This window comes from Paenibacillus sp. J31R98 (assembly GCF_056269245.1).
In genome coordinates this window covers 1,002,130-1,017,405 of record NZ_JBWDNO010000002.1, presented here as the reverse complement: position 1 = coordinate 1,017,405, position 15,276 = coordinate 1,002,130, and the positions used below count along the sequence as shown (strand labels likewise).

Genomic DNA, 15,276 nt, shown 5'->3' with positions numbered 1-15,276 from the left:
AAGATGGCCATGGAGTACAGGGATAATCGATATTTCTCGAATGATTTCAGCTACGAACGTTATCTTCTTACGACGGAAGAAGTAGTAGGCTGCATCGATGATGCGGTAAAGGACGGCAAACCGTATTCGCTGGCCCGTTTCGGTCATGCCGAAATTGCCGAGCTGCGGATTTTTCCCGATTTCTATAATGGCATGACCTATTATCGCAGGTATAACGGCCTTGCCGGCCAGAACATTCGCTCGGAGCTGATTAAGGCCTTTACTTCCGCGACCACAGCTGGCATTCTCCCAACCAGCGAGAACGCCTCGGGTGCGGAATATTCGAAGAGGACGTTTCTGGATCTTGGACTGGGCTTCTATACCATTTGCTCGGCCTGGGTTACGCATCATATGACAAGACTCCCTTATTTCTGGCAGTGGATGCAGCAGTACCGTGTCATTCTGGTTGGGCGTAGAGCCGCGGAGGCTGCACCGGTATTTCAAAGCAATGGCGTGAGAGTTGTCGATACCGTGAACCTGGAAGGCTACGAACAGTTGGAGACGGCGTATGAGCAGCTGCAAGGCAACAAGGAGTGGCAGATCGCGCTTATCGCGGCAGGCATTCCAGCGACGCTTCTGGCTCCGCGTTTGGCGAGCGATACCGGCAGGGTAGCGATTGATTTCGGCCATGCGTTGGATTTGCTTGTCGACGGCCAAGACGGATTTGACTTTGAAGCTTTAGTCAAGGACTTGAGGTGATGCGGATGGAGTCGGAAGTGACGGTAATCATTCCTACGTATAATGCGGGAAGTTTCTTGAAGGAAGCGATCTTAACCGTATTTAGACAGACCTACGAGCATTGGAAGCTTATTGTGGTCGATGATGCATCAACGGATGAAAGCATTGTTCTGGCTAAGCCTTACCTCGGGGATCCCCGCGTTACGTACATGTGCAACGAACGGAACATCGGTCAATCGAAGACGATGAATGTCGGTTTGGCAGCCGTCACAACGCCATATGTCATCCAGCTGGATGCGGACGACTGGTTCTTTCCGTACACGCTTGAGGTTTTGCTCGCCGAAGCCCATAACCAGCCTGAGCATGTCGGATTGATCAGCGGAAACATCAACTCCATCTCGATTAATCCGAGCGGCGGCTTATTTTTTAATATCGTAACGAAGAATCGATCTTTCCGCGAAAAGTACGACTTTCTGCTATCCAATATGTCGCAATGGCCCCGATTTTACAAGACTTCGATGTTAAGAGCGATTGGCGGCTGGCCAACGGATGACCCGTATGAAGGCAGGTATATGGAAGATAAACGGGTGTTGATGCGATTGATCGAGGTTAGTCATTTCCATTGGATTGACGTACCGCTTTACATCCACCGCCGGCATCACCACAATCAAACGAATTTAGTCGATATTTACCGCGAGATTACCGAATGGAATATTCGCGATACCCTGAAGCGCTGGGGTGACGAATTTGAGCCCGTGTTCGTGAAGGAAAGCGGTTGGATCAAAATCGTCGATCTTCACCCCAAATCTTCAGGAAGTTGAAAGAGAAAGAGGGGGGGAAATCATGTCGATCCTTCTGACCGGGGGAGCAGGCTTTATCGGGAGCCACACTTGCGTGGAGCTTCTGCATGCAGGCCACGATGTCATTGTGGTTGACAACTTATCCAACAGTAATCCGGAGTCTCTAAACCGCGTGATGGAAATCACAGGAAAACCGCTGCGGTTTTACAATGTCGATCTACTGGACCGTAACAGGCTAGGCAGCGTGTTCGCTGAGCATGCGATTGAAGCCGTGATCCATTTTGCCGGATTTAAGTCCGTGGAAGAATCAATGAGGAATCCTCTGAGCTATTACCATAACAATATTACCGGTACGCTGATTCTTACGGATATCATGCAGACGTACAATGTAAAGAAATTAGTATTCAGTTCTTCGGCGACCGTATACGGGTATCCGGTTCATGTACCGGTCAAAGAGGAAGAGTCTCTCAAGGCTACCAACCCTTACGGGCGGACCAAGCAGATGATTGAGGACATATTAAGGGATATAACCTTTGCCGACCCATCGTGGAGCATCTCCTTGCTCCGTTACTTTAATCCGGTAGGAGCTCATCCGAGCGGGCGTATAGGCGAGGATCCCAAAGGCGTGCCTAATAATATCATGCCGTTTCTTACACAGGTTGCGGTGGGCAAGCTTCAAACGCTGCTCGTGTACGGCAGCGATTATCCGACTGCGGACGGTACGGGTGTGAGGGATTATATCCATGTGGTTGATCTTGCAAGGGGTCATTTGAAAGCGTTAGAACGTTCGCTGCAAACGGAAGGAATAGCAGCATATAATCTGGGGACGGGTATAGGATATAGCGTGCTTGATCTCGTGCATACGTTTGAGAAGATTGCAGGCTGCAATGTGCCCTATCAGCTGGTGGACCGCCGGCCTGGCGACGTGGCCGTCAGTTATGCAGACCCGCGAAAGGCCAAGCAAGAACTCGGTTGGAAGGCTGAGAAGGATTTGGAGGCGATGTGTCTAGACGCTTGGCGCTGGCAATCACACAATCCTAGAGGATATGCATGGTGAGGGGGCACATCATTGGCTTATCAAGAACTGAATACCGGGCAAGTCATGGATCGAATCCTGAACTCGCTTGACCTTCGATTGCCTCTCTCTGTCATATCCGTGGGGGTTACCGAAACGCATGTCCTGGCTCAATATGCGGTTTATTCGGAGGAACAATTTATGAACCATCCGGAAGCACATGTTGCGAATCATCCAAACGTAACAAGAAGAGGGCACGGGCATCGCGGGATTACGTTTCCAAACATAGAAGCTCGGGATGCAGCGTTAGAAGCGGTGAGAAATACGGATATCGTCGGAATCAATATTCGGGTATCAAGGTCAGGGGAATTGACCAGACATGTATTTGATGTCTATGGTATAGCCCCGAGTTTCGTATTTGAGGCCTACACAAGACGGGTCATTATGATTTCTCAGCAACAGAAATTTCATGCCATGTTGGCTAACAGAAGAATCATCATCGTCTGCAGCTATGCGGACGAGGTTAAAGAAGCGCTGGACATTCAGCTCAAAGCCATGCTCAATTTCCAAATTACAGGTACAATAAAGATCGAGCGGTATGAGGATCTCCCTCGGGTAAAGCAGGAGATAAATGCATGCGAATTTGACTTGTGTTTGCTGGCTGCCGGTATTAATGCAGTCATCCTAGCGCCTTATATAGCGCGAGAGCTAGGGAAAGTCGCGTTTGATCTCGGCCAGGGCATGGAGACGTTAATCAACGGCAGAATTGAAGGGGAGGAGTGGCTCTCCACGCAAATCGAATTAACAAAACTCTTGGAAATGTAAGGCTGCTTTCGGCCGGCACCGGTCTATATTCGGTCGCCGGTCGTTTTATTCTCTAAACGGAACGTTCTCAAGATTGAATTGAGGACGGCGAATTCATGTCATGTTCAGTTTTTATTCCGAGTATTCTATACGGGAGGGATTCTCATATGGCTAAGGACACTCCAACTAGCTTATCCCGCCTTGTATTTGACATCTTCAGAAACACGGACTTGGAGCGGCGGCTGCGTCTGACATCTCCTCATGAAGGAGAAGTGTGCGCTTATTGCGGATACTGTTTTGATTTCATGGTGCCGATGAAGCAGTTGGAGCTGTCACGTTATACCGATTGGCATCTGCATCAAGTCCGAACAAGCGAATCGTTCTGTCTGCCATGCATAACCGTTCTGCGAACGGATGATTTCCGGCGGAAAGCTGTCGTTGCCGAAGCGCAAGCGGTGCAATTCTTGACAATGGCAGATCCGCGCGACAGAGAATCGCTCGTCCGGTCGCTTTTTTATTCGCCCCCTTCCACACCTTTTGCAATCAGTATTCCATCCGACTACCGGAAACACATTATGCTTCGCGCAAAGCTGAATTACGACCGGTCACAGTTCTACGTGCAATTCGGCGAACAATCCGTCCTGCTAATACCGGATTTGCACCGAAACGTATATGAGTCGGTAAGGCTGCTCATGCAAGCAGGCATTTCCGCCGTTCAGATTGAAAGAGGCACCTATGCACGAGGTTATCTTCCAAACAACGAATCCATCCTTTCGTCACTTCGACCATCGCCATTATTATCGCTTGTCCTGCAATTAACGAATTCAAGCCAAGCGAGTTTGGAGGGATAGGGGGGGAACTTCGTGTCAGCCATTGTAACGATTCAAGGCACGGTAAAATCACTTCAACCGATTGTTCATGGAGCTGACATGCCAGATGAAGGCGTGGCTTCTCAAGGGAATGAGCGTTTCCACAGGAAAATGAAAGTGTGGTATGAAGGCAAGGCCGTACATATACCCGTGATCAGCGGCAACAGTATCCGCGGCATTATGCGCCGGTTAGGCGCACAATCCTACTTGGAGATGCTGGAACTTGATCCGGACAGGATCGGGCGGAAGTTGCGCTATCTGCTATTCTCCGGAGGATCACTCGAGGCAGGTGCGGCGAAAGTGCGGCAGAAAGCAAAGCAGGAAGAAAATCAGGAAGCGCATAGGCCATTCATAGAGGATCTCCGCGAGCATATCCCGCTTGCTTCCTTGATGGGTTGTTCATTCAAGCGGCAGCTGATTAGCGGTAAGTTGATTACCGACTTCTTAGTACCAATCGTGGACGAAGTGGCTGAGCTATATGGGCAACCAAAACCAGGCATTCGCGCCGCCGAAATTACCGACTGGCTATTCTATACAAGGCAAGACCATTCCGATGATCCGAAGACGGAACGGAATCAAATGATCTATAAAACCGAATATATCGTACCGAACATGACATTCATGCATGCGTTCACTTTAATGGGGGCAAGCAGCGTGGAGACGGCCTTGTTCTATCATCTATTGGAGGAGCTGAACCGGTACGGCAGGGTCGGCGGTAAAGTAGCGCAAGGCCACGGTAAAGTCGAATTCCATTATTCACTGGAGGCCAACCGTTCTTCAGCAGATCCCTACATCAGCTATATCGAACAAAACAAAACGAAGATACTCGCGTTTCTGCAGTCGAATTGGAGCAGCGGGGAGAACTAGAACCGAAAAGAGGGATACCCGTGGTTGTCCGTTTTCATATGAAATATTTGGTCATACCGATTCTTTTTTTTGTGGCATTCGTATTTATCTTGACCATTCAAAAGCCCTATATCGGCATCAAGCTTCAAGAAATGGATGACGGTGGATGGCAAATAGCCAGTATCGATACGGATGGATGGGCTCATACGCAAGACATTCGAGAAGGCGATTCTGTCATTCTGGTCGATGAGAATACACCAGAGCTTGCTACTACTGTCCAAACCTTTGGTATTCTCGAGCAGGTGCACAGCATAACGATTGAACACAACGGGACTGAATTGTCTTTCGAGATCCCAAGAGGTCTGACGGAAGATCAGTTCAAATTATTTATACTCTATCCTGGGATTATTTTCCTTATTATCATTTTCGTTGCAGCGTTTGTTGTATATAAAAAAACCGATAATGCTTACTTTTACGGACTTTTTTTCTTTCTTATTTCTGTAGGATTGTGTTGCGTATGCGGAGGAGCGTCCGCTCAAGGACATATTTTGCCTGAATTATTCAGCGGCGCATCTTTCTTGTTCACGCCATACTTTCTACTGGTTTTTTTGAACAGCTACATCCAATCGATCGGCAAAATGCGAATCGTTCATCCCTTGATTCTGCAATCACTCACCTTGGTTAATGGACTGCTTATCGTCTTCGAAGCGGTTGTCACATTAATGCGTGTGGGTTCTTCCTATGAGATCGTGACGATTTCCCTGCTAGGCTGGTTTATTATGGAATGCGTGATATGCCTACTGATTCTATTGATTGCCGGGCTTAGAGATCGATCGCTGCTATTTAAGACAGAGATAAAAATTATGCTCATCGGCGTATTTTTATCGTTTGGTCCATTTATCGCTTTATATGCGATCCCTAAATTAATTGTCGGCACTGGATGGGTATCGGCGGGTCAAACCGTGATATTCCTTGTCTTGCTCCCTGCAACGTTCATTTATTTAATCACGGCCAAACGGCTGCTTGATATTGACTTCTATATTGGGCGATTTCGTTATAATGCCGGACTAGCTCTTATTCTGTCGTTTATTCATTGGTTCCTGGATTCCGTTCTAAGTCATTCGCCGGATCTTGAAATAGAGACGCTGATCTTCTTTCCCATAATTGTCTTGTTATTGCTGTATCTCAAGGAAATGTTGGAATTCCGCTTCGGATCTAGGCTCTTCTCGAAGGCAAATGACTTTCAATATCGATTGGACCAATTTGCTTCCCACATATCCAAAGTAATGAAGGTTACTGATTTGGAAGAACGATTCATTCGGGAGATCAAACAGGTGCTGGGCATTCATGCTGTTTCATTATTGGAGGTCGACTCGCAGGCATTTTCCATTCGGTTCATTATGGGCTACGAGGAGTATCCGACCGAATTATTAATGGATGTCATGTTTAAGAAACCTCTGCCTGCAGGAGTGATCAAAGTATTAAGTAATGGTGCCATCCTATCAGCCGGCGAGAGCAGGGAGAACAGGTATGTCGTATGGATCGGCGACAAACCCAATGGCACCTCGCTGAACATTGACGAAATGATATGGCTTCAAACTTTATCTCGATACGTCAGTATCGTGTTTGAGAATCTATACCTCATTCAAGGGCTTACCGATGAGTTCAAGGATACGATAAAGAAACAGCCGGAGAAGAATACGCCGCCTTGGCTGATGCGATTCATTTTTAATTTGCAGGAAAATGAAAGAAGCCGGTTTGCGCTGGATCTGCATGATTCGGTCTTGCAGAATCAACTGTATTGGTATAGAAGAATCGGGGAAACAACGACTGACTTTGAAATGTCCGATGTCCTGCGGAAGGAGTTGACCGCCATCAGGGAAGGGCTGCTGGATGTCATTCATGAAACTCGTTCAACCTGCAATGAGCTTAGGCCATCTCTACTAAAGGAGATTGGGCTCGTTGAATCGTTAAAGCAGTTGTTCCATACGATTCAGCTGCGCGAAAATTTTACAATTGACTTCGATTACGATGAATTTGATACGGAATTGGACTATGAATACACGATTGCGATGTACCGGATATTGCAAGAGTTGCTCGGAAACGCGGGGAAACATGCCAACGCCACCAAAGTTAAGGTTTACATTTCTATTATGCCTCATGAAGTATCCCTATTTTATAGGGATGACGGAGTAGGCATTGGCAATGCCACCGAGCAAGGCGAGTTGAACCATCGTATCGGACTTACCGGCATTAAAGAACGCGTGAACAGTCTTGAAGGTAGAATCCAATTCAGCGGAAGCCAAGAGACGATTGTCAGGATCAGGCTTCCAAGGATACTTTCGATAGGGGAATGAACATCAGCCAATGATCAATGAAAGGAGTGCCTCATGATCAGCATATTGCTTGCAGATGACCATCCGTCGGTTCGTGAAGGAACCATTCATATGCTTGAGAGGGAAAGCGATATGTCGATTACTGCCGTATCTACAGGTGCGGAAGTACTGGAGAAGCTGCAGAGGGAAACCTATGACATCTTACTTCTTGATTTGATTATGCCTGGCATGAACGGTCTTGAGGTAGCTCGCGGTATTAGCGAACTAAATCTGGATGTAAGGATTATCATCTATACCGGTTATGATATTGAACCCCATTTCAATCTGTTGGTAGAAAACGGAGTTTCCGGTTTCATCAGCAAACTGTCAACGCGTGAACAAATGATCCAATCTCTCCGGTGCGCAGTGAACGGGGAAGCGATAGTCCCGATTCAACTTCTCAAGCAGCTTAGAAGGACCGACATCCAGGTTCTGCATGCCAGAGGAGAGAAGTCGCTTGATCGAGTATCGATCAGCTCCAAAGAACAAAGCATCCTGAATGAAGTCTGCAGTGGAAAAAGCAATAAGGAGTTGGCCGAGATTTTCTTCATGAGCCAGCGAACCATCGAATATCATTTGACCCGCATATTCGAGAAGTTGAATGTCAGCTCCCGAGGAGAGGCCATCGCGGAAGCACAGCGGCTGGGGCTGATTTCCGGTTTAGACAATCGATAGTGGACTTGCGGTCGTGGACTTGCGGTGTACGCGGGGGCACCGAACATGAAATGCGCTGTATTGCAACCGTGTTGGCGTTCAAGAACTGGAAACGGAATACATATCCTTAAGATGATACAGATGCTTATACGGCAGCTAAGGATGTGTTGTCTTGATCGCGAATACGGTCTTGCTGTTGAGAAACAGGCAGGGTTGCCAGGTTCGGCACGTCTATCCGAATTACATTCATGGATGGGTGTATAGCGAAATCCGCGATACTCCGATCGGCCAATACTATCATGAAGCACAGAAATCTCCTTTCTCGATTAAAGAGATAGAGCAAGATCGCAATGGCTTGTTGCTGCTTCATGTTGTATTTTTCGATGAGAGGATCATGTTGACATTTTTACGCCATGTTGAGAAGGGAAAGGAAGTGAGGCTCGGACACCACTATTATTTGGTGGAAGAGACCGTCATGCACCAGGACGATCATCCGAAGGCGGGAATCGTCAGCTATGATGTCTTTAACAGCCTGCCTATTGCCGAGAGCATAGAGATGAACTTTCAATATACGGCTTTCAACAGCGGGCGCCATACGGTGATATTGCCTCTTCCGGATAAGATCGTGAACAGCCTCGTAAACAAATGGAATGAAGTCGCGCCCCAATCGATCGATTCCACCGCGGAGTATAGAAAACGCCTTGCATCCGGTCTGTTCATTTCCTCCTATGACATACATTCGGTGTTATATCCGATTCGCAAACAAATCATTCTGAATACCTTTTCCGGCAGAGCGGTCATTCAAAATGTGCACGAAATCGGCAACTTGAGGGGAATTCTTAACCGGCTGCTTCTCTTCTCGCACTACTCCGGTGTCGGCTGGAAATGCTCTTTCGGGATGGGACGCGTGAATCTGGATCAGAACTCGCGACCATTATCCGGGGGGAGGAGAGTTCTATGATCGGCTGTAAGAACCTCCAGATCACATTCACGTTATGCTCGGAAATGATCGTTCCCGAGTACCCGATTGGCTTTGATGCCCTCTTAATGAAGGCGTTAAGCTTAAGGGAGGGCCTCTGGCTGGGACAGAGTGAAGAGAGATTTCAGACCCCAGATCTGCCGATCGAACGTCATCAAGAATCTTCATTGTATATGGCCAGCGTCGGGTTTACTCGTTCAGCAGGGAGAAATGTGCAATTCTACACGAAACGTTATTCAGGCGATCTTCCCCATGACCTTGATTTAAGCGGTGGCTATTTCAAGGCGTATCACCAGCATGTATATACGCTTGCTTGCCCGGTTGAAGTCACGTTTTACTGCCGGGGAGCACTTGGCGCGATTCAGGAACTTGCAGCCTTCATTCCTGCGTTAGGACCGAAGCGCTCGCAAGGCTACGGGAAGGTTGCGAACATTCAGGTTGTTGAAATCACGGAGGATAAGAGCTGGATTTATCAAGATGAACCGATGAGGGCCATTCCCATCCGATATTACGAGGATAAATTACAGCAGTGGTACTATGCAGTTACGTCGCCGGTTCCTCCCGGCTATAATCCCGCATCTAAGGAAGTTTGTTACTTGCCGCGCCCAAGCTCCTGGCTAAGCGTTGTTGGTAGCAGCAATAATGAGCAGGGAGAGCCGCATGCAGATCCAATAAGATCTATGTCCTTCAAGAACAAGAAAAGCTTGCGAAATATATGGAATGAACGGAGCGCAGAATGAAGGATAACCCTATCTTTTCAGGTCGGCTGACGAAGATCAGGTCGAGTGGGCAGGAGAAAGCAGGCTGGTTTCAGCCTGAACAAGGTTCTCCGCTGCGCATCCGTGCAAGGGCGCTTCCGACTCGTTTCCGAAACCTTAGCATAGAAGGTCAGTTCACAACCGAGCATACATTCATCATCCATCGCTACCGCCTCCTCGAGCCAATCTCCAAGCTGCTTCCGGAGCATTTCTCCTCAAGCCATCCCGCAGCCTTTCAACGCATGCATCCCTATCTCGATAACCAGATTCACACATTGATGGAACAACCGGAGCTGCTGGAACGATTGACCACAGGCGACAAATTGGTAAGCGATCTTGTGAGAAATAGCCTGATCGAGCAGTATACCGTTCCAAATCTGCTTAATTATCTGCAAAGGTTCGATCTTTCACGTAAAATGCTTCATGAGATATGTGAACTATTAGGCATTACTGCCATCGACTTAATCGAAGAGCAGCCGTATTTGTTGAACCGCGTCCCTTCCGTCCCTTTCCAGGTCGCCGATACGCTTGCGCTGGAAAAAGGAATTGAAGCGAACAGCCCATATCGGATTGGCGCTGCTGTTCAATATGTGTATATCCAATATTTAAACGGGGGAAACAGCTACATTAGCGCTGCCGAATTCGAGAATAGGGTCTATGCCATATTAGGGAAATCGCTGCCTAAGGATAAAATACGCCTCGAAATCGAGCGGTTTGCTCAGGAGCGGGATCATGAGCTTATCTGCAGAGGGAATCTATTCTTTGACCGGCACTTATATTTCGCCGAAATCCAAATTGCGCAGCGTTTAGCTGACCTAATATCATGCCCAGTAACGAAACCGGGAAACTTGAGCAGCACGATTCAGAACTTAATTGGAGCTGGTCGGCTTCCTGATCTGGATGAGGATCAACAGCGGGGGATCGAACAATTCTTCGAGCAACCGGTTCTTCTGGTCCGCGGAGAAGCGGGCACGGGGAAAAGCAGCTGGATCGCCTATCTGATTAAGGTCTTACAAACACTGCTGCCTAGTATTCAAGTCAAACTGGCCGCTCCTACAGGGAAAGCGGCGAGGCAGTTGGAGGGGATGACCGGCTATCCGGCTCAAACCATTCATTCGCTGCTGGGTAAAGGCAGAGAGAAAACAAGCCGCATTTGGTATCACTACAAGAGAAATCCGCTGAACGCGGACGTATTGATTATTGATGAAGCCAGCATGGTCAACGAGTATCTATGGCGCGATTTATTATGGTCGGTGGAGCGGGGGACCAGGCTGGTATTTGTCGGCGACCCGAATCAGTTGGAACCGATAGGTCCGGGGCGTCCGTTCCTGGACATGATTTCCCTTGGATTCCCGACAGTCACGTTAAAATGTAATTATAGGAACGACAGCGCGATCCTTTCGCTGGCACGAGCCGTTCTTCTTGGAGAGGTCGACTATTCGCAGTTGCAAGCAGCAGGCATTCAGATGATTCCTACTGAATCCGTGGCGGAAACGAAAGAAAGCATTCTTCGGTTTTATCAGGATAAAGCCAAACAATACCCGGTCATCACCATGTACAGGGAGCAGTACAGTCTTGGTACAGACCGATTGAACATATTTATGAAGCAGCGAATCAACCCGGTTAACATGGCGGACGGAATGGGGATAGGAGATCCTGTCATTCAAATGACCAATACATCAAGAGCCGACAATGGTGAAGTAGGCGTAATTCGATCGTTCCATCCATCCCAAAGCAGCTGCATTTATTTCGAGCCGGATAAGGAAGTTCTCTACACGTTGCCGGAGTTAATGAGCGAAATGGAGCTTGCCTATGCCATTACAACGGCTAAGACGCAAGGCAGTCAGTATGAGGGGGTCATAATTCCGCTTACTGACATTGGCCTTGAAATCCCGCATCGGCAATCGATGTGGTATAAGAATTCATTGTACACGGCGCTTACGAGAGCCCGTAAAGAGTTGGTTCTTATCGGCGATCCTGACATTCTAATCCAAGGCGCTGGGCGAAAAGGAATGATACGTAAAACGATGTTGGTAAAACGAATACTGCATGTTTTTAAGGGATCCGGGTTTCTGCCGGGCACCAATGCCCTGCCAAAGGGATGACAGACAATTAAAACTAGAGAAAGTTCTAGAATTGAATGTATTCCCTGCTAAAAGGGATGGTTTTACCATTCAGATCATTCTTTGATGATGAAAACCGGCTGAAGCCATTTCAGTCGGTTTATTTTTTGCGCGCGTCCTCGAGAAGACCTAAAAGTTTATTAATAGATCTCAATTTACGGGAGATATCTTTGCTGACTAAAACAGTTAAAAACTCCGGAATTACTAAACGAATAACCAGTCAGTAACCGAATATTCCGCGTATTATGGTGAAACAGCTAGTAAACTGGTGAAATGAGGTCGAACAGCTTGGATTCGAAAACATCTTTAAGGAAGTGAGGGAGATAAATGTCCCGGATATCGATCATCATTCCGTGCAAAAATTATGGTCATTTTATTAAGGATGCCTTGGATTCATGCATGTCGTCAACCTTTCAGGATTTTGAAATCATTATCGTGGATTATGGTTCTACGGAGCCGGAAACCCTTCAACTTCTTCATTCACTTTCATACCCGAAAACAAGGGTCATCCATATGGAGGATCGTGGTCTCCCTGCCGCCCGAAACTTCGGAATTAGGGAATCTAAGGGTGAGTATATTTTACCGCTGGACGCAGATGATCGTATTCATCCTACCTTACTGGAGAAGGAATATTGGATTCTCGAGACACGTCCCGAAGTTGGGTTTGTAACATCTTGGCTCAAGCATTTCGGGAACCAGGACTGGGTTTATAGCCCGCCGCTTTACAATCTTTACAACCTGCTTCAAGATAACATAATCATTGGAACCTCACTGTTTCGCAAGGAGGCCTGGGAAGCGGCGGGAGGCTACAATGAGAAAATAAAAGGCTATGAAGACTGGGATTTCTGGCTTTCCATCGCGGAGAAGGGCTGGTTAGGTTATCAAATTCCCGAGCCGCTGTTTTACTATCGTAAACACAAGGTATCAACCTTGACCCAGCACAATGAAATGCGGGAACACCTTATCGAAACGATTCGTTCCAACCACCCAAAGCTTTTCGGTGACGAACAGATAGATGAAATAAAGAAAGCTTGGACGGACTCCGTAGTCCCAACCGTCATGCCTTGGAGCAGTAATAATAATGATTATGAATTCTTGCCAAGACCTAAGAATAAGACGAACATCTTGTTCGTCCTGCCTTGGCTCGAAATCGGGGGCGCCGATAAGGTTGTGCTCGATATCATTACGGGGCTCTCGAAAGAAAGATTTGATGTCACCCTAGTGACGACTCTTTATAGCCCGAATCCTTGGTATGAACGTTTTGCAAATTATATAGACGACATACTGATGCTGCCAAATTATTGTTCGGATAATATGCAAATGGAAGCCATTTTTAAACATATTCTAAAGATCCGGGAGATCGATATCGTCCATATATGCAACAGCGAATTCGGTTATGACATGCTGTCTGTCCTAAAAAAAGATTTTCCGCATGTCATTACAGTAACGCTGCTTCATTCATATGTTCCTGAACTTCCTTGGGATCATGTCCGAAAAGCGGCTAAATATGATCATAAGATTGACCATCACGTCGTGATCAAGCCATCTCTCAAGGACTCCTTGATGAACGAGTTCGCTGTAGCATCCTCTAAAATAACGGTAATCTCCAATAAAGTAGAAACACTCCTGTTCACCCCCGTATCATTGGAAGAAGTCATGCAAATAAAAAAACATTTCGCCTTGCCGCCGGACTGCAAAATCGTCAGCTATATTGGGCGAATGGCGGAGGATAAAGATCCGATTAAGTTTTTATCGGTTGCAGAAAGGATCGGAGAGCTCGATTCGTTAGGGCAAGTCCATTTCTTGCTCGTAGGTGCCGGGAAGTTGCAAGAAGACGTTTTACGGCATATCGACAAAAGCTGCTACAAGAACCGGTTTCATTACTTGGGGAACAGGGACGTTATGGATCGAATCTATCAGATAACGGATGTGCTTGTATCCACTTCCTCCAGCGAAGGGCTCCCTCTTGTCGGATTGGAGGCTATGTCCTCTTCCGTTCCTGTTATCGCTTTCGACGTTCGCGGCTGGAACGAACTGATCCATAACCAAGAAACCGGAATATTGATCCCTCGATCGGATACGGAAGAATACGAGATGGCTCTTCAAGTGATGAGGCTGATAGGCGACGGCGAAACAAGACAGCATATGGGACAGAAAGCAAGAAGGAACATTATGAATGGATTTTCTGTGGAAGGCAGCCCAGGAAGATATAATGATTTCTATGATCGCATTCTTAAAATACCGATGTCTTCCGATCCTTTCAGAAAAGAGGACCTTGAAGACCTTGTCTCCGCCGAGCAGTCTCCGAGCACTTCCACTCCAATGGTAACAGTCGTTATTCCTTCCTATAATTCAGCCCAGTATTTGACCCAAGCAGTGACTAGCGTGTTCAAACAAACATCGGCTAAATGGAAATTAATCATAGTCGATGATGCTTCTACTGACAACAGCTGGAAACGCCTGGGTCATTTACTCTCGGACCAACGGATTACGCTTATTAGAAACGATCAAAATATAGGAAAGTCCAAATGCCTGAATTTGGCACTCTCTATGGTGGATACGCCCTACTTTCTTCAACTTGAATCTGATGATTGGCTTGAGGCGAAAGCACTGGAAGTACTTCTTCGAGAAGCTGAATTAGTCACCGATGACGTAGCCGTTATTGGAGGAAATCTCCAAATATTCGTTGAGAATAGTCACGCGGTAGCTCAGGTTAAAGGGTCTCATTTTAAGAATAAGATCGAGTTCCTTTTTGCAAAAGGCTCGGTCTGGCCACGCTTTTATCGGACCTCAGCTTTAATGGATATAGGCGGTTGGCCAACGGATGATCCATTTAACGGGAGATACTTATTGGACAAACGGGTCTTATGCTTGCTTTTCGAGAAATATTCATGTCGATGGATTGATAAGCATCTCTATAACCATCGTCGTAACACTACCTTGACCAATCACAAAGAAGAAATCGGTCTCATGTTCGAATGGACGATCAGATGGATCTTAGAAAAGTGGGCACCTTCATTAGAGCCGATATTTATTACTGATGCCGAAGGATACCGTGAACTGCTTTGGCTAAATGAGCGATTGAACCGGGCAGATACTCAGGGAAATGAAGCCAATAGGACTACAAATAGGCGCCGCCTGAAGAAAGTACGTCGAATGCGCAGAGTACGCCGTCGAATGCGCAAGAATAAATTACGCCGTTCCAAGAATCGATTACTCCGTCCCAAGAGAAAGTTCTCCCGTTTCAAGAAAAAACATGTCTGAATAAGCGTTATGAAAAATGCAGTGGTATAAGATATGGTGACGGTAGACATATATGTCTACCGTCCTTTCTTT

At 47.0% G+C, this 15,276-nt stretch carries 12 protein-coding genes; all 12 read left to right on the top strand.

All coding sequences use genetic code 11. The features are described from left to right. The first annotated feature begins 9 nt into the window (after window positions 1-9). A complete protein-coding gene (locus AC0YNX_RS13330; protein WP_475816138.1) occupies window positions 10-738 on the top strand; it encodes a GT-D fold domain-containing protein in 729 nt (242 codons plus the stop codon). Window positions 739-743: 5 nt separating this feature from the next. Next, window positions 744-1,538, top strand: a complete 795-nt coding sequence (locus AC0YNX_RS13325) for a glycosyltransferase family 2 protein (protein WP_475816137.1) — start codon at window positions 744-746, stop codon at window positions 1,536-1,538. A 22-nt stretch (window positions 1,539-1,560) separates the two neighbouring features. Then, window positions 1,561-2,574 carry a UDP-glucose 4-epimerase GalE gene (gene galE, locus AC0YNX_RS13320; protein ID WP_475816136.1) on the top strand — a complete coding sequence of 338 codons (1,014 nt, stop codon included), beginning with the start codon at window positions 1,561-1,563 and terminating at the stop codon, window positions 2,572-2,574. A 12-nt stretch (window positions 2,575-2,586) separates the two neighbouring features. Next, complete coding sequence (locus AC0YNX_RS13315; RefSeq protein WP_475816135.1) at window positions 2,587-3,357, top strand: GT-D fold domain-containing glycosyltransferase; 771 nt, start codon at window positions 2,587-2,589, stop codon at window positions 3,355-3,357. Window positions 3,358-3,503: 146 nt separating this feature from the next. After that, a complete protein-coding gene (locus tag AC0YNX_RS13310; RefSeq protein WP_475816134.1) occupies window positions 3,504-4,187 on the top strand; it encodes a hypothetical protein in 684 nt (227 codons plus the stop codon). 12 nt (window positions 4,188-4,199) lie between these two features. Beyond that, window positions 4,200-5,072 carry a hypothetical protein gene (locus AC0YNX_RS13305; RefSeq protein ID WP_475816133.1) on the top strand — a complete coding sequence of 291 codons (873 nt, stop codon included), beginning with the start codon at window positions 4,200-4,202 and terminating at the stop codon, window positions 5,070-5,072. Between the two features lie 20 nt (window positions 5,073-5,092). After that, window positions 5,093-7,408 carry a sensor histidine kinase gene (locus AC0YNX_RS13300; protein ID WP_475816132.1) on the top strand — a complete coding sequence of 772 codons (2,316 nt, stop codon included), beginning with the start codon at window positions 5,093-5,095 and terminating at the stop codon, window positions 7,406-7,408. Between the two features lie 33 nt (window positions 7,409-7,441). Then, window positions 7,442-8,101 carry a response regulator gene (locus tag AC0YNX_RS13295; protein ID WP_475816131.1) on the top strand — a complete coding sequence of 220 codons (660 nt, stop codon included), beginning with the start codon at window positions 7,442-7,444 and terminating at the stop codon, window positions 8,099-8,101. Window positions 8,102-8,276: 175 nt separating this feature from the next. Beyond that, window positions 8,277-9,041, top strand: coding sequence for a CRISPR system precrRNA processing endoribonuclease RAMP protein Cas6 (gene cas6 / locus AC0YNX_RS13290; RefSeq protein WP_475816130.1), 765 nt, complete (start codon window positions 8,277-8,279; stop codon window positions 9,039-9,041). Next, window positions 9,038-9,799: a hypothetical protein gene (locus AC0YNX_RS13285; protein ID WP_475816129.1), complete on the top strand. Its 762-nt coding sequence runs from the start codon at window positions 9,038-9,040 to the stop codon at window positions 9,797-9,799. The genes cas6 and AC0YNX_RS13285 overlap by 4 nt, the downstream gene beginning before the upstream one ends. After that, the gene (locus AC0YNX_RS13280) at window positions 9,796-11,922 is read left to right on the top strand and encodes an AAA family ATPase (RefSeq protein WP_475816128.1); all 2,127 of its coding nucleotides are present in this window, start codon (window positions 9,796-9,798) and stop codon (window positions 11,920-11,922) included. The genes AC0YNX_RS13285 and AC0YNX_RS13280 overlap by 4 nt, the downstream gene beginning before the upstream one ends. Window positions 11,923-12,267: 345 nt before the next feature. Further along, window positions 12,268-15,204 carry a glycosyltransferase gene (locus tag AC0YNX_RS13275; RefSeq protein WP_475816127.1) on the top strand — a complete coding sequence of 979 codons (2,937 nt, stop codon included), beginning with the start codon at window positions 12,268-12,270 and terminating at the stop codon, window positions 15,202-15,204. Window positions 15,205-15,276: the final 72 nt, after the last annotated feature.